Below are 23,054 nucleotides of genomic sequence, written 5' to 3'. Positions count from 1 at the left end.
CGCTCAGGGTCGCCGGATGATGGCGTCTGCCAGCAGCTCTTGCAGATAGGCATCTGCCGCCGCATTGGCCTTGCGATTGAAGATCGCATCTCGGACCTGTTCGCGGCTGGGCAGGGCATTGGCGCCGGGAATGGCAGCCTCGACCCCATCTTCCGGCTGGGCGGTGGTGGCGACCTCGGCCTCCATCTCTGCGATCAGGGCCGGGCGGCGCGAACAGAGCATGACCAGATCGACGGAATTGCCATAATTGACATAGCCTGCCTCATCATCGTCAAGCGAGGCAAGGCGGGTGGCGATCAGCGTCGGGATCTGCCCCTGCGACAGGGTCTGACGCTGGATCTGTGCGGCGGCCTGCGCGCCTGCCTGCACATAGAGATCGCTGCAACTGGTGGCGCGGGCGGCCAATGTGGCGGCCTCGGTCGTGCTGGCCAGACGCAGGGTCATGTAATCCAGAAGCTGTTCCTTGGCGCCCGGACGCAGCGTGCCCTGGGTGTCGCGCATATAGAACAGCACCACGGCGCCAGGGACGGTCAGCGGCTGGCTGACCTGTCCGGGTTGCAGCCCGGCCAGAACCGGGCGCAGGCCCGGTGGCAGATTGTCGACCTCCATCCAGGCCAGACGACCGCCTGCGGGTGCGGATTCCGAGGCGGAATATTCCCGCGCGGCGGCGGCGAACTGATTGTCGCTGGGCTGGGATGCGGCGATGCGACGCGCCAGGTTCAGGGCCTGCTGTTCCTGACCGGGCGGCGCCGGGATGATCAGTTCCGAGATCAGGACGCGGGTCAGGATCGGGGTTTCGATCTGCCGCTTCAGGTCCTGATCGACCTCGGCGTCAGAGACCGAGATCAGGGGCACGAAGCGCTGGCGGATGACCTCGCGCCAGACGGTGCCAGCGGCGATGAAATCGCGCAGGGTCGAGGCATCGACACCGGCCTGTTCCAGACGGGCGATGAATTCGGGACCGGACAGGTTCGCGCGGGATGCGAATTCATCCGTGCCGCGCTGAATGCCCTCTTCGCTGGGGATCAGGCCCATCTGCTTGCCCGCGAAGCTGCGCAGGCGGTCCTGGATCAGCGCGTCCTCGGCCTCTTTCGCGGTGGTCTGCTGGGCGCCCAGGATCTGCATGAAGCGCTGGCGTTGCTGCACTTCATATCGGGTGATGGCGGAATCGTTGATATAGATGACCGGCTCGAACAGGTTCTGCGCCAGCACCGGCGCGACCGAGCCCGTCAGCAAGGCCGCCGCCATGGCGATGCCAGAAAGAAAATGCCGCATATGCTGCCCCCAAATCATCTTTTGCCGACAGGTTAACGCACGCAGCTGCGCCGCGCCACCGTGCCGGGGCCGTCCTTTTGTGAGCCGAAACCACCCAGACGGACCGAGAATCCGACGCTGGTTTCGGCCTGAATGCTTTCGGAAGAGGTGAAACGACGTTCAATACCCAGATCGACCGTGATGCATTCGTTGCGATATGTCACGTCCAGCGACGCGCTTTGCGCGCTGTCCGCGACGAAGTCATAGCGCGTTTCGGCACTGCCCCACCAGCCGTCAGTGATCTGCCAGCCGACTTTGCCGGTAAATTCGCTGATATCGTCCTCGCGCCCCTCGTCCTTGTCGCCATTGATCCACAGATGCCCGGCTGACAGCTGCAGATCCGGGCGCAGCCAGCCCAGCCGCAATTCATTGCGCGAGACATCCAGCGAATCGTCGAACAGGGCGCGGTTCACGATGGCCAACCCGTCGCCGCTGGCGTAATTCGCAGCCAGCAACCAGTCGGAGCGGCGGCCGTAAAGGGGCGAATCCTCACCAAAGGCTTTCTCGACCCGGTCGCGAAATACGCGCCCGCCGGTCAGGCCCAGCGACCAGCCCGCCGGATCGATCCGCGTCCATGACATGCCGATATTGGCCCGCAGGCCGGTTTCGCGCGCGTCATAGCCCGGGAAGCGATTGTCCGAGAACAGATTGCCCTCGTCAAATTCGATCAGGCGGCTGTCTTCATTGGGGATGTCGTTCTCATCCTTGCCGCGGGGCGACCACAGAAGCTGTGCAATCGGCTCTAGCATATAGGTGGCGGTGCCGTCGCTGCCCGCCAGCGGCCAGCGCAGTTCGACCCCAAGCTGCGGATCGACGCGGGTGACGATATCGTCATATTCGCTGTCCTGCGTGATGCGATAGACATCGGCGTCCAGACCGGCGATGGCGGCACCGACAAGGCCGCCGGGCAGGATTTCCGTGCGCCGCCAGTCCAGACCAAAAGAGCCGCGCGCCATGTCGCGCCCGACGATATCCTGATCCGAGGGGCGGCGATGGGCATGGGCAGACCATTCCAGCAGCGCCTCTCCGCCGATCCAGTCGGGGGTAAAGCGGCGCAGCCAGAAGGCATCGGCAACCTGGGCGGGCGAGGTTCTGTTATCCTCGTCTTCGCGCAGCGAGTGATAATTGCCGACGCGGGCGAAAACCAGCTTGTCGCGGGTGACGCGGGCCAGGGTCAGGCCGCTCCACAGCCGGTCGGCATCGGTCACGTCGTAATCCAGCAGGTAACTGCGATCGGACGCGACCTGCACCTGCACGCCCAGCTGATAGTCGCGGGGCAGATCGACCAGCGCATTGCCGAACAGATAGCCACGGGTATCGTCCGGTTCGATATCGTCGCGACTGATCGCGCCGTTCCATTCGGTGACGGCATTGCGCCAGGCCTGCCGGTAACGCAGTTCCAGCGTGCTGGTCCGGCTGGTCGAGAGATAGGGCGTCAGCGTCAGATCGGCGCTGTCGCCCAGGGTGATGAAATAGGGCACCTTGACCCCGAAACCCAGATTGGAGGTCGTCCGGATCGAGGGCAGAAGAAAACCCGACCTGCGCTCAACCGTCGGATCCGGGGCGGTCACGGTAAAGGGCACCGAGGCCAAGGGCACGCCGTAGAACCGGAATTGCGGGCGATCAAAGGTGATCAGCCGGGTTTCGGCATCATGGCTGATGCGGCGGGCGCGGATTTCCCACAAGGGCGTCGGATCGCTGGCGCAGATCTGGCAGGACGAGGCGACCACATTGGTCAGGTTGGTCATCCGGCCATTGCCGGTTCGGGTCAGTTCCTGCGCGGCAAGCTGCAATTCGCGGGCAATGACCAGCCGCGCACCGCGGATGATCCCGTCCTGCAATTCGCGATCAAGCTGACCGGAATCGGCGATGATGATGGCTTCCTTGTCGGGATCGGCGGCGCCCGGTTCGGACAGGTGGATCGGGCCTTCGATGGTCAGATCGCCGCTGGCCCCGTCCACGATGATCCGCGACGCCACCAGCCGCGCGCCCTGATACCAGACGACGACCCCGCCGGCCGCGATCAGAGTGCGGTCGCCCTGCAGGGTCATGCTGTCCGCCAGCACCGTCGCGGAATCGCCGGTATCGCCAACGGTGGGGCGGTTGCTGATGGTGACACGCGACATCGGAGCCGCGCTTTCCAGCGATGCGGCCTCGGGGGTGCCGTCATTGATCACCGTATCGCTGAGCGATGTGGCGGCGGGCGCAAGGGCGGGCTCTCCGCTCCAGTTCAGGTCGGTCGATTGCACGACGCTGCCCGCGCCAAGGCCGGGATCCTCGGGCATGACATCCTGCGCCAGCGCAAGCCCCGGCACCAGCGCCAGCCCTGCGATGCCGACGGAGTACCGCCAGCCCTTCTGCCCCCGTCGCGTCATCCATCCTCCCGTGCAAGGATCAGTGCCAGGGCCAGCAGCCCGCCCACCAGCGGCGGCGCCCAGCCGGCCAGAAGCGGCAGAACCTGCCCGTTATCCCCCAGAACCTGCGCCAGATTGCGCAGGAAAAACAGTCCGATCCCCGCCCCGAAGGCCAGAAGAACCGCGATGCCGGTATTTCTGCCACGGATATGCTGCATGGTGAAGGCGGCGGCGATCAGCACCATTGCGGCCATCAGGAAGGGGCGGGCAAGCTCCATCTGCAGCCAGACGCGGTGACGCTCGGCGGAAAAACCGGCGCGTTCCAGCCCGGCGATGAAGCCCGGCAATTGCCAGACCGGTACCGCCTCGGGGCGGCCAAAGCCTTCGCGGATGCGCTGTGCGGTCAGATCGGATTCCAGCGTCAGGCCGTCATGGGTCGTGGCCTCGACCTCGGGGTTTTCGGCGATCAGGGGGAAATCACGCACCTGGGTCAGCGCCCATTGGCCGGGCAGCAGCCGCGCCTCGCGTGCCTCGATCCGGCGCACGGGGCCGCTTCCTTCGTCAAAGACCATGAAGGTCGCGTCATAAAGCGTGGTCGCATCCGGGCTGGCGCGGCGGGCGCGGATCACGATCTGGCCGTTGGGCCCGGCCTCGCTGTGGTTGGCCTGACGCAGCCAGACCGCGCTGTCGCCCACCGAAACGGTCTGCTGGCCGTTGCTTTCGATCTCGGCCACGGCATCGTCGAACCGCGCGCCCGTCACGGCGACCAGCGGGTTCAGCAGCGCCACCGTCAGCATGCCCACCAGCCCGGCCGTGATCGCAGGCGCCGTCGCCACCTTCAGCGCCGACCGGCCCGAGGCGCGGATGGCCACCATCTCGGAACTGCGGGCCAGGCCCAGAAACAGGGCAATCCCCGCCAGCACGGTCAGCAGCGGCAGGATGGAATAGAAGCTGGAGGCGATATTCAGCATCGCCAGCCGCGCCGCGCCGCCCAGCCCGATATCATGCGAGGAAAAGCGGCGGATCATTTCGATCATGTCGATCAGGAACAGGATCAGCAGAAAGACCCCGGCCACCATCAGGAAGCTGCGCAGAAACCTGCGCGCGACGTAACGCGCCAGGATCATGCCGCACCCCCCGTCGCACCCGCTTTCAACCGGCGCGGTTTAGAGGCCAGCCATAACAGAAAGACGCAGATCCCCGCCCCGACCGCCGCAGGCAGATACAGCAGCGGCCACAGGTCGCTGTTGCGTCCGACCTGATTGGCCACCGCATTGCTGAGAAACTGGACCGAGATCAGGCCCAGAATCGCCCAAAGAACCTGCCGCCAGACGCCAAAGCGGGAAAATCCGCCGATCAGCAGGGTGGCGAAGCCGATCATGGCCGCGACCGGCGACAGCAGCGGCTGGGCGATCCGCTCATGCGCCTCGCGCCGCGCCTCGCCGGGGGTGGCGCCGGTCGCCTGCAGCAATTCGGCATCGGGGTTCAGCAGCCGCAGCGTGCCGTAATCGCGCAGATCGCGCCCCTTGCGGCCACCCTGCGGCAACATCGCGCCGATGTCATAGCTCAGCTCGTCAAAACGGGTGACGGACAGCCTGCGCTGGCCCTGATGCTGGGTCAGGTTCTGCGCCATGCCCTGCAGAAGCACCAGAACCGGGCCGGTTTCGGATCGCACCAGCAGCGCCTCTTCCGAGGTATAGACCGTCTGTTCGGCCTGACTGCGCGCGTCCTCGATGAACAGATCCAGCAGCCGTCCGTCCGAGGCGATGTCGCTGATGAACAGGGTCAGCCCCTCGGTCGGGTACTGGAACGTGCCGGGGCGCAGAAACTGACTGGTCACATTCTCGGCCAGTTCGGCCTGCCGGTCGGCCAGACGCGCCCGCGCCATGGGCACCAGCCCATGCACCAGAATCGCCACCATCAGCCCCACGAAGACGCCGAAGACCAACACCGGCCGCGCCAGCCGCCAGGGCGACAGTCCTGCCGCCTGCATCGCGACCAGTTCGCTTTCGCCCGACAGCCGGTTCGTGCCATAGGCCGTCGCGACAAAGGCCGCGACCGGCAGTACCACCGAAATCACCAAGGGCAGCGTCAGCGCCGTGAATTCCAGCACCACCAGCGCGGTCTGACCGTCATTCAGCAGATCGTCGAACAGGCTGACCGCGCGGTTGATCCAATAGACCGACACCAGCACCAGCGCGAAAAAGCCGAACAGCGTCAGCATCAGGCTGAGGATATAGCGGTCGATCCGGGGCATTTGCTAAAGGCTGACTTTCTGCGACAGGGTGCTTTGCACTGCTTTAGCGGCAAGGGCGGCTCTGGAAAAGGGTTGCCTGCGCGTCTAGGGTCACAGCCAAGCAGATGTGAGGAAGGCAAGATATGACGCATCCCGTCGAAATCAGTTTTACCGAAACCGCAACCGATGCCCTGGCCACGCATAAGGGCCGGGTCGCGCTGATCGTCGCACCGGGGGGGCGTCTGCCCGCCGGATTGCCGCGCAGCACCCGTCAGGCGGCGCAGCGTGCAATGGAGTCGAAGTCCGGCAAATCGCTGTCCTCGGGCGGTGTGATCGAACTGGCCTTCCCGGCAGGGATGGAGGCCGATGCGCTGATGCTGGTCGGTCTGGCGGCCAATGCCTCGACCACCGAGGCGCGCAAGGCCGGGGCCGCAATCGGCGCCAAGCTGGGCAAGGATCACACGCTGGTTCTGGCCGGAAGCCATAAGCGCGCGGCGGATATAGCCCTGGGGATTGCCCTGCGCGGCTATGATTTCTCGGTCTATCGCACGACCAAGGACGATGCCGATGGCGAGGCCGGGGCTGCCGGTGGCGTGCCGCAAAGCGTCAGCCGTGGCGCCGAAAGCGCCGTTCTGGGCGATGCGCAGGCGGATCCCGCGCCGCAGCCCGCCGATGAGCCGGTTTCGGAAAAGGCAAGCGTGACCTTCATGGTCAAGGATCCTGAGGCGCTGGCCAAGGCCGCCAAGGATGGTGCGGCGCTGGCCGAGGGCGTGTTCTTCACCCGCGATCTGGTCAGCGAACCCGCCAATGTCCTGACCACCACCGATTTCGCCGACCGCCTGAAGGCGATGGAGGAAATCGGCCTGACGGTCGAGGTTCTGGACGAAGAGGAACTGACCAGGCTGGGCATGCGCGCGCTGCTGGCCGTGGGGCAGGGCAGCACCTCGCCCTCGAAGGTCGTGGTCATGCGCTGGAATGGCGGCGGGGATGAGGCCCCGCTGGCGCTGGTCGGCAAGGGTGTGGTCTTTGACAGCGGCGGCATTTCGATCAAGCCGGGCGCGGGCATGGAAGAGATGACCATGGATATGGGCGGCGCGGGCGTCGTGGCCGGGGTGCTGCGCACGCTGGCCCTGCGCCGGGCCAAGGCCAATGTGGTCGGTCTTGTCGGTCTGGTCGAAAACATGCCCGATGGTGGCGCGCAGCGCCCGGGCGATATCGTCAAATCGATGAAGGGCGACACGATCGAGGTCATCAATACCGATGCCGAGGGGCGTCTGGTTCTGGCCGATGTGCTGTGGTACGCGCAGACCCGGTTCCAGCCGCGCGCGGTGATAGATCTGGCCACGCTGACCGGCGCTGTCATTATCGCGCTTGGCCATGACAATGCCGGGGTCTTTTCCAATGACGACAAGCTGGCCGATCAGATCCTGTCCGCCGCCGGGGCCGAGGGCGAGGGCGCCTGGCGCCTGCCGCTTGGGCCGGGTTACGATTCGCTGATCAAGTCCCGGCTGGCGGATATGAAGAATACCGGCGGCCGCGCCGCAGGCTCTATCACGGCGGCGCAGTTCCTGCAGCGCTTCATCCGCAAGGATCAGCCCTGGGCGCATATCGACATTGCGGGCGTGGCGATGCCGCCGGGCGCGACCGATCTGGCCCCGCGTGGCGCCACCGGCTGGGGCGTGATGACGCTGGATCGCCTGATCCGCGACCGGTTCGAGGATAGTTAACCCGCCATGGGCAACGCGCTGTTCTATCACCTGACCCGTTCGCCCGCGGAACAGCTTTTGCCGGTTCTGATCGGCAAGTCGCTGGCGGCTGGCTGGCGGGTAGAGCTGCGCGGCACCGATGCGGACAGGCTGGACTGGCTGGACCGGCAATTATGGCAGGGCGACGGGTTCCTGCCCCACGGCCTTGCAGGAGGGCCGCATGACGATCAGCAGCCCGTCCTGCTGACCATGCCGGGCCAGACAGCCGCGAATGGCGCCACCTGCCTGATGGCGCTGGACGGGGTCGAGGTCGGCGCCGCCGAACTTCCCGCTCTGAACCGCGCCTGCATCATCTTCGACGGCGGCGACAGCACCGCCGTCAGCCGCGCCCGCGATCAATGGCGCAGCCTCACCGGCGCGGGCGTCACCGCCGAATACTGGTCCGAGGAATCGGGCCGTTGGGAGCGCAAACGCTAGCGCAATCCGGGCGTCTTGAGGGATGGCTGCAGGCCGGGCTTTGCGGGCAACGCTATTGATGCACGGGCCGGTTCATGCTTTGGGGAGGTCAGATTTCCTGTTGCTGGCCCAAAGAACGTACCGATGAAACATATTTACGAGTTGGACGGTGTCCGCGCACTCAGCATTATCGCGGTGCTGTCCGCCCACCTTCTGCCCCTGGGGCCAAGCTGGATGGAGCTCAATCACTCGACGGCCCTGCTGGGCATGAGCATGTTCTTCGCGCTCTCGGGCTTTCTGATCACCAATTTCCTCTATAGCTCGCCCGACAGGATCGCGGCATTTTTCATCCGCCGCACCATGCGGATCGCGCCCTTGCTGTGGCTTTATGCCTTCATCGTCGCCGTATTGATCTTCGGTCGCTGGGACAGCTTTCTTGCCGTGATCACCTTCACGATGAACTATCGCGACGATATGATCATGCCCGGAATGTCGCATCTGTGGTCGATCTGCGTCGAGTTCCATTTCTACATTTTCATCGGACTTACGATCTGGGCCTTCGGTCGGCGCGGCTTCTGGCTGGTGCCCCTGGTGTTCCTGATCATCCTTGCGCTGAGGATCGATGTCGGGGCGACCGACAATATCCGAACCCATCTGCGCGTGGATGAGATCTTTGCAGGCAGCCTGACCGCGCTTTTGTGGCGCAATCGCGATCACGGACTGGCGCGCAAGGCCTATGGGCTGATCGGCAAAGGCTTCTGGCTGTGGTTTGTCCTGTTGCTGCTGTCCTGTCACAAGTCGATGGGCGGGCTTATGTTCTTCCGCCCCTTCTTCGGCTTTCTGGTGCTGACCGCGCTTCTGGATATGAAGGAAGGCTGGTTGCGCCGCTTCCTGCGCTGGAATGTCTTCACCTATATCGCTGGGATCTCTTACGCGCTCTATATCTGGCACCCGCTGTTCCGCCTTGGCTGGCTGGGAGAGCAGGGGTCGAAGCTGTTCTTCTATCTGGTCAAGCGCCCGATCGCGATTTTCCTGTCCTTCCTCTTCGCCCATATCTCGACAAATACTTACGAGCGTTATTTCATGAAGCTGGGCAGGCGGATGGAAGCAAAGCTGGACGCACGGGAGAAGACCAGATCCGACCAGACCGGGGGCTGATGCCAGCGCCGCCTCGCGCTATTGCAACCCGCCTTCGCGAAGGATGAACTGGACGATCTGATCCACGCCGATGCGGTGGCGCAGTTGGGCCATGACGACGGGGCGCGGGCCGCGAGAGTGGCGGGCGTCTGCCTCCAGCAGCGTGGTATCGACGCCGACATGGGGGGCCAGATCGGTCTTGTTCACCACCAGCAGATCGGATCGGGCCAGCCCCGGGCCGCGCTTGCGGGGGATGTCCTGACCGGCGGCGGTGTCGATGACATAGATCGTCAGATCGGCGAGTTCGGGGCTGAAGGTCGCGGCCAGATTGTCGCCGCCGCTTTCGATCAGCACCAAGTCCAGATCCGGAAACGCCCGGTTCAGATCGGCGATCGCGGCCAGATTGATGCTGGCATCCTCCCGGATCGCGGTATGAGGACAGCCGCCGGTTTCGACGCCCCTGATGCGCGCCAGCGGCAGCACCTGGGCGCGCATCAGCGCCTCGGCATCTTCGCGGGTATAGATGTCATTGGTAATCACCGCCATGGACAGATGCGGGGCAAGGGCACGGGCCAGTTCCTGGCAAAGCGTGGTCTTGCCCGCGCCAACGGGACCACCGATGCCCACGCGCAAAGGGCCGGTTGAGCGGTTCTGGTTCATGATCGGAATATCCTGACAGGCATGGTTTCGTGATGCATGGCGGCCATCTCGGCGCCCCACGCGGCGGTGAAGAGGTCGTCTTCGCCCGCAGCGGCCGCTCGGGCCGCGCAGGTCAGCAGATGCGGCTGCAATGCGGTCAGCAGCGCCTGTCCCTTCAGCGGGCCAAGCGGCATGAAACGGATTGCCGCGCTGATCAGCGCGAAAAGCTGTGCCTGCAGGAAGGCCGCGATGATTTCGGGATGTGGCAAAGGCAGCGCTGCACAGGCGCGGCCAAAGGCCACTGGCAAGGCGGCGGGGTCGCTGCGGTCGCCGGTCAGTTCCGCCAGATTGGCGGTCAGCGCCGCGCCCTGTTCCACGGTTTCCTGCAACCGCTGCGCGGCAAGGCAGCTTGCCCGGGCCAGATCGTCCAGCATGGCGTGATCGGCGCCGGGACGCAGCGCCAGCGCAACCAGCACCGCATCGGTCCAGCCGCAGCCAAAATCCAGCCAGTCAGCCAGCCATTGCCGCAGCGTTGCAGGCGTCACGACGCCCTGATCCATCGCCCATTCCAGACCCTGCGACCAGGCGAAGCCGCCGATGGGAAAGGCGGGCGACAGATATTGCGCCAGATAAAGCCGGGCCAGATCAGGCGTGATCATGGTGGTGATGGCCGTGATCATGGCCGAAAGTGCGGCCATGGCCATAGGCGCCGCCTTCCGGGCAGAAGGGCAGTTCGGCATGGGCGATCCGGGCGCCAAGCCGGGTCAGCATCGCTTCCAGCACGTGATCGCGGCGGATGATCAGGCGGTCGGCCTCGATCCGGCAGGGGGTGTGGCGGTTGCCGATATGCCAGGCCAGACGCGGCAGATCGCCCCGGATCAGCAGAACCGGCTCGGGCAGGGCGCGGATGACGATCCGCCGGAAATCCGACAGTTCAAAGGCATCGCCATCCTCGATGCTGGTGACCTCTGGCAGGTTCAGCAGGAACTCTCCGCCGTCAAAGTGCAAACGCTTGCGGCGCAGCAGGCGGCCTTCGTAATCCAGCGCGATCCGGCCCGCGAAGGGGCCCTTGGCCGCGCGCAGAATGGTGGTGCAAATGGTCATCGGCAAACCCTTGGTCAGTAGAGGAAATAACGCTGCGCCATGGGCAGCTCTGATGCCGGATCGCAGGTCAGCAACTGGCCGTCGGCGCGGACCTCATAGCTTTCGGGATCGACCTCGATCACCGGCATGGCGTCGTTCAGGATCATCCCAGCCTTGCCGATATCGCGCGTGCCCTGCACCGCGATCAGGCTTTTGCCCAGCCCGTCGCCCGCGCCAGCCTGCAGCCCTGCCTGGCTGAGAAACAGGGCTGAGGCGCTGCCGCGATGGCCCCACATCGGACGGCTGAACACCGGCTGCACGGGGATCGAGCCATTGGGATCGCCCATCTGCGCCACGCTGATCTGGCCACCCGTCAGCACCATCTCGGGTTTGACGCCGAAGAAGGCGGGGGACCACAGCACCAGATCGGCGCGCTTGCCGGGCTGGATACTGCCGATATGCGCCGAGACGCCATGCGCGATGGCCGGGTTGATCGTGTATTTGGCGATATAGCGGCGGGCGCGCAGATTGTCGTTGTCGCCCTGTTCACCGGACAGGCGACCGCGCTGGCGGCGCATCTTGTCGGCGGTCTGCCAGGTGCGGATAATCACTTCGCCGATCCGGCCCATCGCCTGACTGTCCGAGGAAATCACCGAGAAGGCGCCCAGATCGTGCAGGATATCCTCGGCCGCGATGGTCTCGCGCCGGATGCGGGATTCGGCGAAGGCGACATCCTCGGGCACGCGGCGGTCCAGATGGTGACAGACCATCAGCATGTCCAGATGCTCTTCGATGGTGTTGCCGGTATAGGGGCGCGTCGGATTGGTCGAAGAGGGCAGCACATTTCCCATGCCCACCATGCGGATGATGTCGGGGGCATGGCCGCCGCCCGCGCCCTCGGTGTGATAGGCATGGATGGTGCGGCCCGCGATGGCGGCCATGGTATCCTCGACAAAGCCGGATTCGTTCAGCGTATCGGTATGGATCATCACCTGCACATCCATGCGATCGGCGACTGACAGGCAGGTGTCGATGGCTGCCGGGGTGGTGCCCCAGTCCTCGTGCAGCTTCAGCGCGCAGGCCCCGGCCCGGACCTGTTCCTCCAACGCTGCGGGATGGCTGGCATTGCCCTTGCCCGCGATGCCGATATTGACTGGCAGATCGGCGCAGGCCTCGATCATCCGGGCGATATGCCAGGGGCCGGGGGTGCAGGTCGTGGCCAATGTGCCATGGGCCGGGCCGGTGCCGCCGCCCAGCAGAGTCGTCACGCCGGAATGCAGGGCATGATCGACCTGTTGCGGGCAGATGAAGTGGATATGGCAGTCGAAGCCCCCTGGCGTCAGGATGCGGCCCTCGCCTGCGATGATTTCCGTTCCCGGGCCGATGATCAGGGTGACGCCCGGCTGGGTATCGGGATTGCCGGCCTTGCCGATCCCGGCGATGCATCCGCCGCGCAGCCCGACATCGGCCTTGACGATGCCCTGATGGTCAAAGACCACGACGCCGGTGATGACGGTATCCATCGCGCCCTGCGCACGGGTGACCTGCGACTGACCCATGCCGTCGCGCACCACCTTGCCGCCGCCGAATTTCACCTCTTCGCCGGGGATGGTCAGATCGCGCTCGACCTCGATCAGCAGTTCGGTATCGGCCAGCCGGATGCGGTCGCCGGTGGTGGGGCCGTAAAGCGCGGTGTAATCGGCGCGAGAGAGTGAAAGCGGCATCGGTGGGCCTTTATCCTGCGGTGTCGAGGCTGAAAGAAAAGGACGGCGGACAGGCCAGGGGCGCGGACCGGCGGTGCCACCACGGGGCGCTGGTTTCCGGGCTCTGGGCATTGCCGCGGATCACAGCGCCCCCATCACATCCCCCCGAAAGCCCTGTACCACGCGACCGCCCGCATAGGGTATCAGCCGAACCTCTCGCGATTGGCCGGGTTCGAAGCGGATCGCGGTGCCGGCCGGGATCGACAGGCGCATGCCGCGTGCCGCGACCCGGTCGAAATCCAGCGCCGGATTGGCTTCGGCGAAATGGTAATGGCTGCCCACCTGCACCGGCCGGTCGCCGCGATTGGCGACCAGAAGGGTCAGTGGATCACGGCCGGGGTTCAGCGTGACCCGACCTGAGGCGGGCAGGATCTCTCCGGGGATCATGACCGCCGCCTGTGCCACAGCCAGACGGCAAGCCCCAGGGCAACTACCAGCGCCAGCCCGGCCAGATGGTCGGGTTCCGACAGCATATGGGTGGGGGCGGATTGGCTGTGATCGCCGGAATGGGCCATCGCGGTCGCGGGCAGCAGAAGGGCGGCGGGGGTCAGGATCAGTCTTGTCATTCAAACCTCTTCTCGGATCGGGTGGTGGACGGTCACCAGCTTGGTGCCGTCGGGGAAGGTGGCTTCGACCTGCACGGCCTCGATCATTGCGGGCACGCCGGCCATGCATTGCGCGGCCGAGATGACATGCGCGCCTGCCTGCATCAGATCGGCGACGCTGCGCCCGTCGCGCGCGCCCTCGATCACGAAATCGGTGATCAGGGCGATGGCCTCGGGATGGTTCAGCCTGACGCCGCGTGCCAGCCGGTTGCGCGCGACCATGGCGGCGACCGAGACCAGCAGCTTTTCGCGTTCGCGGGGGGAAAGGTTCATTCTATACCTGCCAGACACGGGGAAGGGGATCGGGGCGCAGGGCCGCCAGCAGGCGGTTGATCTGCCGCCGCAAGGGCCAGCCATCCTGCGCCAGCAGCCGCAGGATCAGGCGGCCCGGCGGCGCGCTGGCCGTGGCGCTGACGCCGCTTTCATCCAGCACCGCCCGCGCCCGGGTCAGCAGATCGCCCGCATCCGTCGCGATGATCGCCAGCGTCGCCAGTGCCCGCGCGCCGTTCAGCATGGCAGGCCCGGCCAGCCGGGGCAGGCTGGCATCGTCCAGCGCCAGCGCATCGTGGTGGATGATACGCCCCTGCTGCCGCACCATGCGGCGGTCGCGCAGATGCAACTGGCAAAGTCGTTCGCCCATCGCCTGCCGTCCCAGAACGATCATCTCCAGCAGCATGCAGCCCGCACCCTTGGCCAGATCGATGGTGGTGCTGCGCTGCAGCCGGGCGCCGTCAAAGAGGATGGTTTCCTGCGGCAGCCAGTCCAGCCAGCCATGTTGTGCAACCCGCAGCGTCACGTGGCTTCGGGCGGGCTGGTCGGCGCGATAGGCGCGCTCGGCCGTCTGGGTGGTGGCGATGGCCCGCGTTGCGGCGCCCAGGGCAAGCGAGAAGTCCAGCCTGTCTCCGGCCGCCAGTCCGCCCGACGTGTTCAGAAACACCACCTCTGCCGGGCCAGAGGTCACGCGCGGCAGCATCGCCTTGGCCGATCCGGATTGCGCCAGATCGACCAGCCCGCGCGGTCCCATCGTGACCGAGGCATGGCCGGTGCTGCGTTGCAGGGGGGAATGGGTGGCGGTTGCGTCGAACATGACTGCAGAAAGGGCCGCGGGAAGGAGCCGGTCAATCCGCGCGGCGCGCGCCTGTGGCGGATGTTCTTCGCTGCCCATGCGGGCTGCACAGCTGCTGGCCAGATTGCCGGTTAAAGCGGCAGAACGGCAATGGTCCTGCGGCGCAGATCATGGCCCCGATCGGGAAAGCCTATTGCGAAACCGCGCGCAGCAGGCGTTTGCGGGCGGGGGGAATTGCCCGGATCTCGACCCCCGTAAAGACATGCATGGTCTTTAACTGCGGATCCACCACGGCATGGTCGCTGACCCATCCGCCAAGGGCCAGATAGCTGCGCAGCAGTGGCGGCATGGCCATCATCGCCAGACGCGGATCGGGTTTGCGCAGCCGCAGCTTGCGAGCAAAGCGAAAGACATTGGGCGCCTTGACGCGGGGAAGCCAGCGGCGCGGGGCAAGGTGGCGTTCGCGCAGCATGGCGAAGGCCTCGGCATGTTGTTCGGGTTCGGTGCCCATGAAGCTGGAGCAGCCGAACAGCATACCGACCTCGGCCTGATCCACATAGCGGGTGATCGCCCCCCAGGCGACGCGGATGATATCGGGATCGCGATGTTCGGGATGCACGCAAAAGCGCCCTATCTCGACCATCGGTCCGTCGAAATCCTGCAGCGCGGCAAGGTTATAGAACTGCGCCGAATAGCTGCGGCCGATATCCTTCCCGTTGGGCAGATGCAGCAAGCGGAAGCAGCAGACAAGCTGACCGGTCTGGGTGTCCTCGACCAGCATGTGCTGACATTCCTGATCCAGATGATCCCGGTCATGCTGGCTGCCATCGTCATGGGCGCCGACGCGCGCGACAAAGCAAAGCCAGCGCAGGCGCTGCGCCGTGCGGATATCCTCGGCACTGGCGGCCAGTCGCGCCTGATAGCGCCCTTTGCGGAATGGCTGCGTCATGCGGGCCTCACTGCTGTTGCGACCTCTTCACGATAATACAGGCTTGTGTCGGTTTCGCGAAGGCCGATCTGCGGCGCTAATCGTCCTGCCGGTCGCCCAGCACATCCTCGACATAGATCCGCTTGACCAGAATGATGCTGACCAGCAGCAGCGGCGTGGCCAGAATGACACCGACGAAACCGAACAGGCTGCCAAAGGCGATGATCGCCAGCACCGTCATGGCCGGGGGCAGGTCGGCGGCAAAGCGCTGGATCAGCGGCATCAGCAGATTGCCCTCCAACTGCTGGATTACGATGTAAAGCAGCGTGACATAGACCGCCATGTCAACGCCCTGCGTCAGGGCGAACATCACCGCAGGCACGCCCGAGATGAAGGGCCCGACCACGGGGATGATATTCGTCAGCCCGGCAATGATGCCCAAAACCGGCGCCAGCGGCACACCCAGCAGATAAAGTCCCAGAAACGTGGCCAGCGCGACCACGGCCATATCCAGCGCCTGCCCGGCCATCCAGCGGCCAAGGGCCTTGCCGATCTCATCCACGATCTGGCCCGCGCGGTCGCGATAGGACAGCGGCACCAGCCGCAGGCCCCCGCGGCGATAAAGCTGTGCATCCAGCGCCAGGAAAATCGCCACCGTCACCATCAGCGCCAGATTGGCGATCTTGCCAAAGATGCTGCTGATCGTGCCGGTCAGGTAGCCAAAGATCGAGGGCAGGCTGCTGCCGGCCGAGGATCCGTTCCCGCCTTGCTGGGCATTGTCCAGCTGGCGTTCGATAAACTGCCCGAAACTGCTGCCGGACAGCCAGTCATCCACCTGCTGCCAGGCCTGCGGCAGGCTGCTGAGCAGCTCGCGGAACTGGGCCGAGATCGGCGGGCCCGCAAAGGCGATGACGGCCAGCAGCGACAGCGTTGCCGCGACCGCGCAGATCAGCACCCCCGGTTTCAGCCCGATCCCGGTCAGCCGCCGCAACAGCGACGCGCCGCCGCGCAGGGCGATCGCGATCAGCGTGGCGCCAAAGGCCATCAGCAGCATCGACGACCATTTCCAGATCGCCGCCAGCAACAGGATGATCGCAAACACGGTCAGAATCGCGGCCAGGGGCACGCGCGGTTTCGAATCCGGTATCTGATGATCGGCCATGATGCGTGCTGTTCTTTGCTGTGTGTCCTGGTCGGATGAGAGCCTCGGGCAGGGCCAGTGAACATGTCTGTGCCTTGCCCGTCAACGCCAAGCCTGTTAACCGGGCGCGGATTTCACATGATGCGGTCTGGTTCCGCATCCCTGCTGACATGATAGGAAACCCCATGGCGCAAGAGCGTACCCTCTCGATCATCAAACCCGATGCCACCAAGCGCAACCTGACCGGCAAGATCAATGCCAAGTTCGAGGATGCGGGCCTGCGCATCGTCGCGCAAAAGCGCATCAAGCTGTCGCCCGAGCAGGCAGGCAAGTTCTACGAAGTCCACAAGGACCGCCCCTTCTATGGCGAACTGGTCGAGTTCATGGCCTCCGAGCCGGTCGTCGTGCAGGTTCTGGAAGGTGACAACGCCATCGCCAAGAACCGCGAAGTGATGGGCGCCACCAACCCGGCAGATGCCGCCGAAGGCACCATCCGCAAGGAATTCGCCCTGTCGGTCGGCGAAAACTCGGTCCACGGTTCGGACGCGCCGGAGACCGCCAAGGAAGAGATCGCTTTCTTCTTCTCGGGTCTGGAACTGGTCGGCTGATTGCCGCGTCATCTGTGAATTTCAGAAGAAAGGGGCCGCGCGGCCCCTTTTTTATGCAAAGGACAACCGAGCGGTCGCTGCCCGGATATGTCCTGAAAACCATTATGCACCGGACAGCAGCCTCTGACGGTTCCTGCGGAATGTGCCGGGGATATCCCTGCGCGGGCGGACAGGCGGCGCGCGGATACTGCTCAGTTGCAGGCATCCGGTCCACAGGCTATGCCGTTAGGTAACAGGAAAGCAGTTCAGGGGAGCAAGATGCGGGCATTCGTTTTTCCGGGGCAGGGGGCGCAGACCATCGGCATGGGGCGCGAACTGGCTCAGGCCTATCCGGCGGCGCGCGATGTCTTTGAACAGGTCGATGATGCGCTTGGCGAGAAACTTTCCGATCTGATCTGGAATGGCGATATCGAGACGCTGACCCTGACACAGAACGCTCAGCCCGCGCTGATGGCCGCGTCGATGGCGGCCTTTCGCGCGCTGGAGGCCGAGGGGATCAACATCCAGGACGCCAATTTCGTGGCGGGCCATTCGCTCGGCGAATATTCGGCGCTCTGCGCGGCGGGGTCGCTGACGCTGGAAGATACGGCGCGGCTGCTGCGCCTGCGCGGTCAGGCGATGCAAGAAGCCGTGCCGGTCGGCATCGGTGCCATGGCCGCGATCCTGGGGCTGGATTTCGAGACGGTGGACCGCATTGCCCGCGAAACGGCGGGCGAAGAGGAAGAGGTGGTTCAGGCCGCCAATGACAATGATCCGGCGCAGGTCGTCATTTCGGGTCACAAGGCCGCCGTGGAGCGCGCGGCCGAGGCGATGAAGGCGGCGGGTGCCAAGCGGGCGCTGATGCTGCCGGTCTCGGCCCCGTTCCATTCGGTGCTGATGCAGCCCGCCGCAGCCGCCATGGCCGATGCGCTGGCGGGTGTGGATATCCAGCCGCCGGCCGTGCCGCTGATCGCCAACGTGCGCGCCGAGGCCGTGATCGAGCCCGGCGCGATCCGCCGCCTGCTGGTCGAGCAGGTGACGGGCACGGTGCGCTGGCGCGAATCCATCGCCAATCTGGCCGAGGGCGGCGTGACCGAATTCTGGGAAATCGGTGCGGGCAAGGCGCTGTCGGGCATGATCAAGCGCATCGCCAAGGACGTGACGGTGCGCAATATCGGCATGCCCGATGACGTGGTCGCCGTTCGGGGCTGACATCAACCCCTCGCAAAACAGAACCGCATTGATGCGCGGTCACAAAGGCCGCACGGACCGAGACAGGAGAAACCATGTTTGATCTGACGGGAAAAAACGCGCTGGTGACCGGCGCATCCGGGGGGATCGGCGGCGCCATCGCCGAAGCCTTGCATGCGGCAGGCGCGAATGTCGCCCTGTCCGGCACGCGCGAGGCGCCGCTGCGCGAACTGGCCGACAGGCTGGGCGACCGGGCGCATGTGGTGCCAGCCAATCTCTCGGATGCCGAGGCGGTTCTGGCGCTGCCCAAAGCCGCCGCCGATGCGATGGGATCGGTCGATATCCTTGTCAACAATGCCGGCATCACCCGCGACAACCTGTTCATGCGCATGTCGGATGAGGAATGGGCGCAGGTGCTGGAGGTCAATCTGACCAGCGTGTTCCGCCTGTCGCGCGCGGTGCTGCGCGGCATGATGAAGGCGCGTTGGGGCCGGATCGTGAATATCACCTCGGTCGTGGGGACCACGGGCAATCCGGGGCAGGGCAATTACGCCGCCGCCAAGGCCGGTCTGGTCGGCATGTCGAAATCGCTGGCCTATGAGGTCGCCAGCCGGGGAATCACCGTCAATTGCGTGGCGCCGGGCTTTATCGAGACCGCAATGACCGACAAGCTGAACGACGACCAGAAATCCAAGATCCTGACCCAGATCCCGGCGGGCCATATGGGCACGCCCGGCGATATCGCCGCCGCCGTCAGCTATCTTTCCAGCCCGCAGGCAGGCTATGTGACCGGCACGACACTGCATGTGAATGGCGGCATGGCGATGGTCTGACAAACCGGGGTTTTCGCAAGGCCCGACAGCATAAATACGTGGAAAAGCGGTTGCATGATCTGTATTCGTTGCTATATCCCGGCCATTAGCCGCAGGGGAACCGCCCTGTGCAACAGCGGGTGTTTGGCCCGTGAACTTTGGGCGGATGCCCGCGAGAATGAGGATGTGACATGAGCGATATCGCTGATCGCGTGAAGAAGATCGTAGTCGAGCATCTGGGCGTCGAAGACGACAAAGTGGTGGAATCCGCTTCGTTCATCGACGATCTGGGCGCAGACAGCCTTGACACTGTCGAGCTGGTAATGGCGTTCGAAGAAGAGTTCGGCATCGAAATTCCCGATGACGCCGCTGAAACCATCCAGACGGTTGGCGACGCAGTTGGCTTCATCAAGGGCGCGGTCTAAGCCGCAGCCTCGCCAGACCGCATTTGAACGGCGTCCTTCGGGGCGCCGTTTTTCGTTTCATGGCCGGGTCTATATCTTTGATCAATGGGCGGAACTCTGTGCCGGCCATCTGGTTGTATGGCGTAAGACACTGAGAGAAAGGAGCAGTTCATGGCTGTTAATGTAAAAGGTCTGACCGATAACGCCCGCAAGACCGCGATCTCAGAGCTGAATGCACGTCTGTCGGATGCAATCGCGCTTGGGCTGGCGATCAAGCAGGCGCATTGGAATGTCAAAGGTCCGAACTTCATCGCGGTGCACGAGCTTTTCGACACCGTTTATGCCAATGTTCAGGAACATGTCGACACGATGGCAGAACGGGTTCAGGTGCTGGACGGGGTCGCCCTTGGCACGCTGGAAGAAGTGTCCAAGGCAGGCACGGTCAAGGCCTATCCGACCGACCTGACCAAGGCCGCCGACCATATCCGCGAAGTGTCCGAGCGGATGCGCGATTTCGGCGAAAAGATTCGCGCCGCCATCGACGCGACCGATGAGGCGGGTGATGCGGATACCGCCGATATCTTTACCGCCGTGTCGCGGACCGCAGACAAGGACCTGTGGTTCATGGAAAGCCATCTGGAATAAGCGGCGAAATATCTCTGTCGCCGGAACGCGCCCCTTCGGGCGCGTTTTTTCGTGTCAGCTGCCCAGTTTGGCGTGAACCTCGTCCAGATCGATCTCGCCCTTGGGCATCTTGTTGTCCGGGTCGTCGAAATCATAGCGGAACAGGCGGAAATCGGTCTTGTACATCTCCCAGATCAGGTGCCGCGACAGATCGTCGAAATAATCGCTGATCTTATGGGCGCGCTTTGGCCCGTGCCCTTCGGATTCGTTGAAGCGGGGCACCTGCTCCAGATCGGTCTTTACCGGCGCATTGACGCTGTTCAACACCCGCGCCATGCCCTCGTTGAAATGCTCGGTGAAGAAGATCTGGTCATAGCGCCCGCCATTCACGATGAAGGTCGAGATATGGCCCGACATGGCCGACCAGTGGATATCCGGCTCCATCGGGCGGCGCCAGCGGATGGTATCGCGCGCGAAAAGCAGAAAGCGGCGGAAGCTTTTGATCTGGTCGAAATCGAAGCCATTCTCGGGGCTGCCCACATCGACGCCGTAGCGCTGCATCAGTTGTGGCACCAGATTGCCGCGATAGCGTTTGCCATTGCGTTGAATCCCCGCGATCTTGTCAAAGAAAGAGGACAGGATGCGGCCATAGGGATTGCGCACGCAGGTAAAGCTGGGCGCGCTGTGGTTCAGCACCGCCCTTTCGATCAGCGGCTGGCTGTCATCCTGCGCCCATTTATGCAGGCCGTCCCTGGCATCGTGGATATCGCCGTCGAAAAAGCGCCCGTGATCGGAATGATACATGATCTGGCCGATGGTCGAGCAGGCGCATTTCGGGACGACCCGATAGATCATGCTCTGGCTCTCGGTCATCCAGACGCCGGGAAAACCCATATGATTCCGCTCCTCGCAGGTGATGCGGCGGTCGCAGTTGCCCCGCACCGAAATTTGTTACAGACAGAAAGCAAAAGCGCGACGATATTTCAACGCTTTCCGTCGCCATAACCTGCCGGGGTCCCTGTTCACATGGCGCGAATTGCCTTCATCCTGCTGACGCATAAGGACCCGGAGGGCGTAATTGACCATGCCCGTCGTTTGACCGCAACGGGGGATTACGTGACCATCCATTACGATCGTCGCGCAGCAAAGGCCGATTACCTGCAGATCAGAGCGGCCCTGCAGGACAATCCCGGCGTCGCCTTTGCCAACCGACGCCATAAATGTGGCTGGGGCGAATGGTCGCTGGTCGCCGCATCGCTGGAAGCCCTGCGCGAAGCCGAGCGCCGCTTTCCCACGGCCACGCATTTCTATCTGCTGTCGGGTGATTGCATGCCGATCAAGTCAGCGGAATACACGCGCCAGTTTCTGGATGCCGAGGAATGCGACTATATCGAGGCCGTCGATTTCCACGAGGGCAACTGGATCAAGACCGGCCTGCGGGAAGAGCGGCTGATCTATCGCCACTGGTTCAATGAGCGCACGCAGCACAAAGCCTTCTATGCCAGCCTGAACCTGCAAAAACGGCTGGGTCTGGCCCGCCCGACGCCCGAGGGCCTGCAGATCATGATCGGTTCCCAGTGGTGGTGCCTGCGCCGCCAGACGGTCGAGGATGTGCTGGCCCTGATCGATCAGCGCCCGGAACTGCTGCGCTTTTTCCGCACGACCTGGATCCCCGATGAAACCTTTTTCCAGACGCTGGTCATGCATGTCGTGCCCAAAACCCAGGTCAGGCGGCATTCCCCGACCTTCCTGATGTTCACCGATTACGGCATGCCGGTGACCTTCTACAACGATCACTACGACCTGCTGCTGCGCCAGAATTACCTGTTCGCCCGCAAGATCAGCCCAGAGGCGGCAGAGCTGCGCGAAAGGCTGGGCATGGTCTGGCAGGCCAGGGGGATGAGCTTTGCCGTCTCGAATGAGGGGCCGAGGCTGCACCGTTTCCTGACCGAGCGGGGCCGCGTCGGCAGGCGTTTCGCGCCGCGTTTCTGGGAAACCGAACTGGCCGCGCAGCGCGAGCATGTGATCGGCCTGATCGTGGCCAAGAAATGGCATGTCGCGCGGCGGCTGACGGCCCGCATCCGCGCCCTGACCGCGATTCCGGCCGTGGATTACCTGTTTGACGAGGTGGATGCCCATCTGCCCGATCTGGGCGGCATCGCCTCTTCCGTGGCCAAGCGTGACCGGCATCGCCGGGCATTGGTCAAACTGCTGTTCGAAGAATTCGAGACGCAGCAGCTTGTCATCTGCGTCGATTCCTCGGCGCTGCCGCTGATCGCGGATCTTGCCGGTGGAAAGCCCCAGACCCGGATCCTGTTCATCGATGGCGATTTCGACGACGCCTATATTCGCGGCCATATGAAGCGCATCGGCGTTGCCGGGGATGAAACCCCGGACGAGGTAATCAGGCGCCTTGTCCCCGTCGTGCGCGACGATCTGCTGCACGAGGTCGAGCGCCTGCGCGACATGAATTTCCCGCATTTCAACGTGATCTCGCCCGGGGCCGGGATTGCGATGAACGCAGCCGCCATTGCACGCTTTCTGGAAGTCCCGGATGAAATCGCGCATGATCTGGCGGCGACGCCGCAACTGTTCAGCGATTAACGGGAATATGCCGATGGCCTATCACTATGACGACTCCAATATCTTCGCCAAAATCCTGCGCGGCGAAATTCCGAACGATACCGTGGCGGAAAATGACCATGCGCTGGCCTTTCGCGATATTTCGCCCAAGGCGCCGACGCATGTTCTGGTGATTCCCAAGGGGAAATATGTCAGCTTTGACGACTTCTCGGCCAATGCGTCGGATGCCGAGATTGCGGGCTTCATGCGGCTATGCGCGCAGGTGGCCGCATCCGAAGGCGTGTCGCTGGATGGCGGCAATGGATTCCGCGCGATCACCAATGCGGGCTCGGACGGCGTGCAAGAGGTGCCGCATTTCCATCTGCACATTCTGGGCGGCCGCAATATGGGCCCGATGCTGCTGATGCGCGACTGACGGATCGGGC

At 64.2% G+C, this 23,054-nt stretch carries 25 protein-coding genes; 10 read left to right on the top strand and 15 right to left on the bottom strand.

Annotation, left to right across the window (positions count from 1 at the left end; genetic code table 11):
* Positions 1-3: 3 nt before the first annotated feature.
* From JHX87_RS09955 to lptF, 4 genes are read right to left on the bottom strand one after another with little or no spacing between them, the layout of a single operon-like run.
* A complete protein-coding gene (locus JHX87_RS09955) occupies positions 4-1,275 on the bottom strand; it encodes a peptidylprolyl isomerase (protein ID WP_271885227.1) in 1,272 nt (423 codons plus the stop codon).
* Between the two features lie 32 nt (positions 1,276-1,307).
* On the bottom strand, positions 1,308-3,689 hold the full coding sequence (locus JHX87_RS09950; RefSeq protein ID WP_271885229.1) for an LPS-assembly protein LptD: 2,382 nt from the start codon (positions 3,687-3,689) through the stop codon (positions 1,308-1,310).
* Positions 3,686-4,795 carry an LPS export ABC transporter permease LptG gene (lptG, locus tag JHX87_RS09945; RefSeq protein WP_271885231.1) on the bottom strand — a complete coding sequence of 370 codons (1,110 nt, stop codon included), beginning with the start codon at positions 4,793-4,795 and terminating at the stop codon, positions 3,686-3,688. Before lptG ends, JHX87_RS09950 begins: the two co-directional genes overlap by 4 nt.
* Entirely contained in the window at positions 4,792-5,925 is a 1,134-nt protein-coding gene (gene lptF / locus JHX87_RS09940; RefSeq protein ID WP_271885233.1) for an LPS export ABC transporter permease LptF, read from the bottom strand. The genes lptG and lptF overlap by 4 nt, the downstream gene beginning before the upstream one ends.
* Positions 5,926-6,047: 122 nt before the next feature.
* Here lptF and JHX87_RS09935 point away from each other — a divergent pair, with 122 nt between their 5' ends.
* The 3 genes from JHX87_RS09935 to JHX87_RS09925 all read left to right on the top strand — a co-directional run bounded on the left by JHX87_RS09935 (position 6,048) and on the right by JHX87_RS09925 (position 9,224).
* On the top strand, positions 6,048-7,631 hold the full coding sequence (locus tag JHX87_RS09935) for a leucyl aminopeptidase (RefSeq protein ID WP_271885234.1): 1,584 nt from the start codon (positions 6,048-6,050) through the stop codon (positions 7,629-7,631).
* A gap of 6 nt (positions 7,632-7,637) precedes the next feature.
* Positions 7,638-8,087, top strand: coding sequence for a DNA polymerase III subunit chi (locus JHX87_RS09930; RefSeq protein ID WP_271885236.1), 450 nt, complete (start codon positions 7,638-7,640; stop codon positions 8,085-8,087).
* Positions 8,088-8,210: 123 nt separating this feature from the next.
* Positions 8,211-9,224: an acyltransferase family protein gene (locus JHX87_RS09925; RefSeq protein ID WP_271885238.1), complete on the top strand. Its 1,014-nt coding sequence runs from the start codon at positions 8,211-8,213 to the stop codon at positions 9,222-9,224.
* A gap of 18 nt (positions 9,225-9,242) precedes the next feature.
* On the opposite strand, the gene ureG is transcribed toward JHX87_RS09925, so the two are convergent.
* From ureG to JHX87_RS09875, 10 genes are all read right to left on the bottom strand, one after another.
* Positions 9,243-9,863 carry an urease accessory protein UreG gene (gene ureG, locus JHX87_RS09920; RefSeq protein WP_271885240.1) on the bottom strand — a complete coding sequence of 207 codons (621 nt, stop codon included), beginning with the start codon at positions 9,861-9,863 and terminating at the stop codon, positions 9,243-9,245.
* Complete coding sequence (locus tag JHX87_RS09915) at positions 9,860-10,546, bottom strand: urease accessory protein UreF (protein WP_271885242.1); 687 nt, start codon at positions 10,544-10,546, stop codon at positions 9,860-9,862. Before JHX87_RS09915 ends, ureG begins: the two co-directional genes overlap by 4 nt.
* Complete coding sequence (locus JHX87_RS09910; RefSeq protein ID WP_271885244.1) at positions 10,488-10,946, bottom strand: urease accessory protein UreE; 459 nt, start codon at positions 10,944-10,946, stop codon at positions 10,488-10,490. The genes JHX87_RS09915 and JHX87_RS09910 overlap by 59 nt, the downstream gene beginning before the upstream one ends.
* Before the next feature lie 14 nt (positions 10,947-10,960).
* Positions 10,961-12,649: an urease subunit alpha gene (gene ureC, locus JHX87_RS09905; RefSeq protein ID WP_271885246.1), complete on the bottom strand. Its 1,689-nt coding sequence runs from the start codon at positions 12,647-12,649 to the stop codon at positions 10,961-10,963.
* A 120-nt stretch (positions 12,650-12,769) separates the two neighbouring features.
* Positions 12,770-13,075, bottom strand: a complete 306-nt coding sequence (locus JHX87_RS09900) for an urease subunit beta (RefSeq protein ID WP_271885248.1) — start codon at positions 13,073-13,075, stop codon at positions 12,770-12,772.
* On the bottom strand, positions 13,072-13,254 hold the full coding sequence (locus JHX87_RS09895; RefSeq protein ID WP_271885250.1) for a hypothetical protein: 183 nt from the start codon (positions 13,252-13,254) through the stop codon (positions 13,072-13,074). The genes JHX87_RS09900 and JHX87_RS09895 overlap by 4 nt, the downstream gene beginning before the upstream one ends.
* Positions 13,255-13,566, bottom strand: a complete 312-nt coding sequence (locus JHX87_RS09890) for an urease subunit gamma (RefSeq protein WP_271885252.1) — start codon at positions 13,564-13,566, stop codon at positions 13,255-13,257.
* Between the two features lies 1 nt (position 13,567).
* Positions 13,568-14,380, bottom strand: coding sequence for an urease accessory protein UreD (locus JHX87_RS09885; RefSeq protein WP_271885254.1), 813 nt, complete (start codon positions 14,378-14,380; stop codon positions 13,568-13,570).
* Between the two features lie 169 nt (positions 14,381-14,549).
* On the bottom strand, positions 14,550-15,308 hold the full coding sequence (locus JHX87_RS09880) for a GNAT family N-acetyltransferase (protein WP_271885255.1): 759 nt from the start codon (positions 15,306-15,308) through the stop codon (positions 14,550-14,552).
* 76 nt (positions 15,309-15,384) lie between these two features.
* On the bottom strand, positions 15,385-16,449 hold the full coding sequence (locus JHX87_RS09875) for an AI-2E family transporter (protein WP_271885256.1): 1,065 nt from the start codon (positions 16,447-16,449) through the stop codon (positions 15,385-15,387).
* A 164-nt stretch (positions 16,450-16,613) separates the two neighbouring features.
* On the opposite strand from JHX87_RS09875, the gene ndk reads away from it, so the two are divergent.
* The 5 genes from ndk to dps all read left to right on the top strand — a co-directional run bounded on the left by ndk (position 16,614) and on the right by dps (position 20,067).
* Entirely contained in the window at positions 16,614-17,036 is a 423-nt protein-coding gene (gene ndk / locus JHX87_RS09870) for a nucleoside-diphosphate kinase (RefSeq protein ID WP_271885257.1), read from the top strand.
* A 258-nt stretch (positions 17,037-17,294) separates the two neighbouring features.
* Positions 17,295-18,227, top strand: a complete 933-nt coding sequence (gene fabD, locus JHX87_RS09865; RefSeq protein WP_271885259.1) for an ACP S-malonyltransferase — start codon at positions 17,295-17,297, stop codon at positions 18,225-18,227.
* A gap of 74 nt (positions 18,228-18,301) precedes the next feature.
* Positions 18,302-19,039, top strand: a complete 738-nt coding sequence (gene fabG / locus JHX87_RS09860) for a 3-oxoacyl-ACP reductase FabG (RefSeq protein WP_271885262.1) — start codon at positions 18,302-18,304, stop codon at positions 19,037-19,039.
* A 170-nt stretch (positions 19,040-19,209) separates the two neighbouring features.
* Positions 19,210-19,443, top strand: coding sequence for an acyl carrier protein (locus tag JHX87_RS09855; protein WP_271885264.1), 234 nt, complete (start codon positions 19,210-19,212; stop codon positions 19,441-19,443).
* A gap of 150 nt (positions 19,444-19,593) precedes the next feature.
* The gene (dps, locus tag JHX87_RS09850; RefSeq protein ID WP_271885266.1) at positions 19,594-20,067 is read left to right on the top strand and encodes a DNA starvation/stationary phase protection protein Dps; all 474 of its coding nucleotides are present in this window, start codon (positions 19,594-19,596) and stop codon (positions 20,065-20,067) included.
* A gap of 54 nt (positions 20,068-20,121) precedes the next feature.
* On the opposite strand, the gene JHX87_RS09845 is transcribed toward dps, so the two are convergent.
* Positions 20,122-20,940 (bottom strand): sulfotransferase family protein, encoded by an 819-nt coding sequence (locus JHX87_RS09845; RefSeq protein ID WP_271885268.1) that lies wholly within the window; start codon positions 20,938-20,940, stop codon positions 20,122-20,124.
* A gap of 132 nt (positions 20,941-21,072) precedes the next feature.
* Between JHX87_RS09845 and JHX87_RS09840 the strand changes: the two genes are divergently transcribed.
* Positions 21,073-22,650, top strand: coding sequence for a DUF5928 domain-containing protein (locus JHX87_RS09840; protein ID WP_271885270.1), 1,578 nt, complete (start codon positions 21,073-21,075; stop codon positions 22,648-22,650).
* 13 nt (positions 22,651-22,663) lie between these two features.
* The gene (locus JHX87_RS09835) at positions 22,664-23,044 is read left to right on the top strand and encodes a histidine triad nucleotide-binding protein (RefSeq protein ID WP_271885272.1); all 381 of its coding nucleotides are present in this window, start codon (positions 22,664-22,666) and stop codon (positions 23,042-23,044) included.
* Positions 23,045-23,054 lie beyond the last annotated feature (10 nt).

This window comes from Paracoccus fistulariae (assembly GCF_028553785.1).
Lineage (GTDB): Bacteria > Pseudomonadota > Alphaproteobacteria > Rhodobacterales > Rhodobacteraceae > Paracoccus > Paracoccus fistulariae.
Note: the sequence above shows the minus strand (reverse complement) of the source record. Positions and strands in the feature narration are given on the sequence as shown.

Coding starts and splice junctions, on each gene's coding strand:
- JHX87_RS09955 (WP_271885227.1), bottom strand. CDS start 1,275: ATGCGGCATTTTCTTTCTGGCATCGCCATGGCGGCGGCCTTGCTGACG.
- JHX87_RS09950 (WP_271885229.1), bottom strand. CDS start 3,689: ATGACGCGACGGGGGCAGAAGGGCTGGCGGTACTCCGTCGGCATCGCA.
- lptG (WP_271885231.1), bottom strand. CDS start 4,795: ATGATCCTGGCGCGTTACGTCGCGCGCAGGTTTCTGCGCAGCTTCCTG.
- lptF (WP_271885233.1), bottom strand. CDS start 5,925: ATGCCCCGGATCGACCGCTATATCCTCAGCCTGATGCTGACGCTGTTC.
- JHX87_RS09935 (WP_271885234.1), top strand. CDS start 6,048: ATGACGCATCCCGTCGAAATCAGTTTTACCGAAACCGCAACCGATGCC.
- JHX87_RS09930 (WP_271885236.1), top strand. CDS start 7,638: ATGGGCAACGCGCTGTTCTATCACCTGACCCGTTCGCCCGCGGAACAG.
- JHX87_RS09925 (WP_271885238.1), top strand. CDS start 8,211: ATGAAACATATTTACGAGTTGGACGGTGTCCGCGCACTCAGCATTATC.
- ureG (WP_271885240.1), bottom strand. CDS start 9,863: ATGAACCAGAACCGCTCAACCGGCCCTTTGCGCGTGGGCATCGGTGGT.
- JHX87_RS09915 (WP_271885242.1), bottom strand. CDS start 10,546: ATGGCCATGGCCGCACTTTCGGCCATGATCACGGCCATCACCACCATG.
- JHX87_RS09910 (WP_271885244.1), bottom strand. CDS start 10,946: ATGACCATTTGCACCACCATTCTGCGCGCGGCCAAGGGCCCCTTCGCG.
- ureC (WP_271885246.1), bottom strand. CDS start 12,649: ATGCCGCTTTCACTCTCTCGCGCCGATTACACCGCGCTTTACGGCCCC.
- JHX87_RS09900 (WP_271885248.1), bottom strand. CDS start 13,075: ATGATCCCCGGAGAGATCCTGCCCGCCTCAGGTCGGGTCACGCTGAAC.
- JHX87_RS09895 (WP_271885250.1), bottom strand. CDS start 13,254: ATGACAAGACTGATCCTGACCCCCGCCGCCCTTCTGCTGCCCGCGACC.
- JHX87_RS09890 (WP_271885252.1), bottom strand. CDS start 13,566: ATGAACCTTTCCCCCCGCGAACGCGAAAAGCTGCTGGTCTCGGTCGCC.
- JHX87_RS09885 (WP_271885254.1), bottom strand. CDS start 14,380: ATGTTCGACGCAACCGCCACCCATTCCCCCCTGCAACGCAGCACCGGC.
- JHX87_RS09880 (WP_271885255.1), bottom strand. CDS start 15,308: ATGACGCAGCCATTCCGCAAAGGGCGCTATCAGGCGCGACTGGCCGCC.
- JHX87_RS09875 (WP_271885256.1), bottom strand. CDS start 16,449: ATGGCCGATCATCAGATACCGGATTCGAAACCGCGCGTGCCCCTGGCC.
- ndk (WP_271885257.1), top strand. CDS start 16,614: ATGGCGCAAGAGCGTACCCTCTCGATCATCAAACCCGATGCCACCAAG.
- fabD (WP_271885259.1), top strand. CDS start 17,295: ATGCGGGCATTCGTTTTTCCGGGGCAGGGGGCGCAGACCATCGGCATG.
- fabG (WP_271885262.1), top strand. CDS start 18,302: ATGTTTGATCTGACGGGAAAAAACGCGCTGGTGACCGGCGCATCCGGG.
- JHX87_RS09855 (WP_271885264.1), top strand. CDS start 19,210: ATGAGCGATATCGCTGATCGCGTGAAGAAGATCGTAGTCGAGCATCTG.
- dps (WP_271885266.1), top strand. CDS start 19,594: ATGGCTGTTAATGTAAAAGGTCTGACCGATAACGCCCGCAAGACCGCG.
- JHX87_RS09845 (WP_271885268.1), bottom strand. CDS start 20,940: ATGGGTTTTCCCGGCGTCTGGATGACCGAGAGCCAGAGCATGATCTAT.
- JHX87_RS09840 (WP_271885270.1), top strand. CDS start 21,073: ATGGCGCGAATTGCCTTCATCCTGCTGACGCATAAGGACCCGGAGGGC.
- JHX87_RS09835 (WP_271885272.1), top strand. CDS start 22,664: ATGGCCTATCACTATGACGACTCCAATATCTTCGCCAAAATCCTGCGC.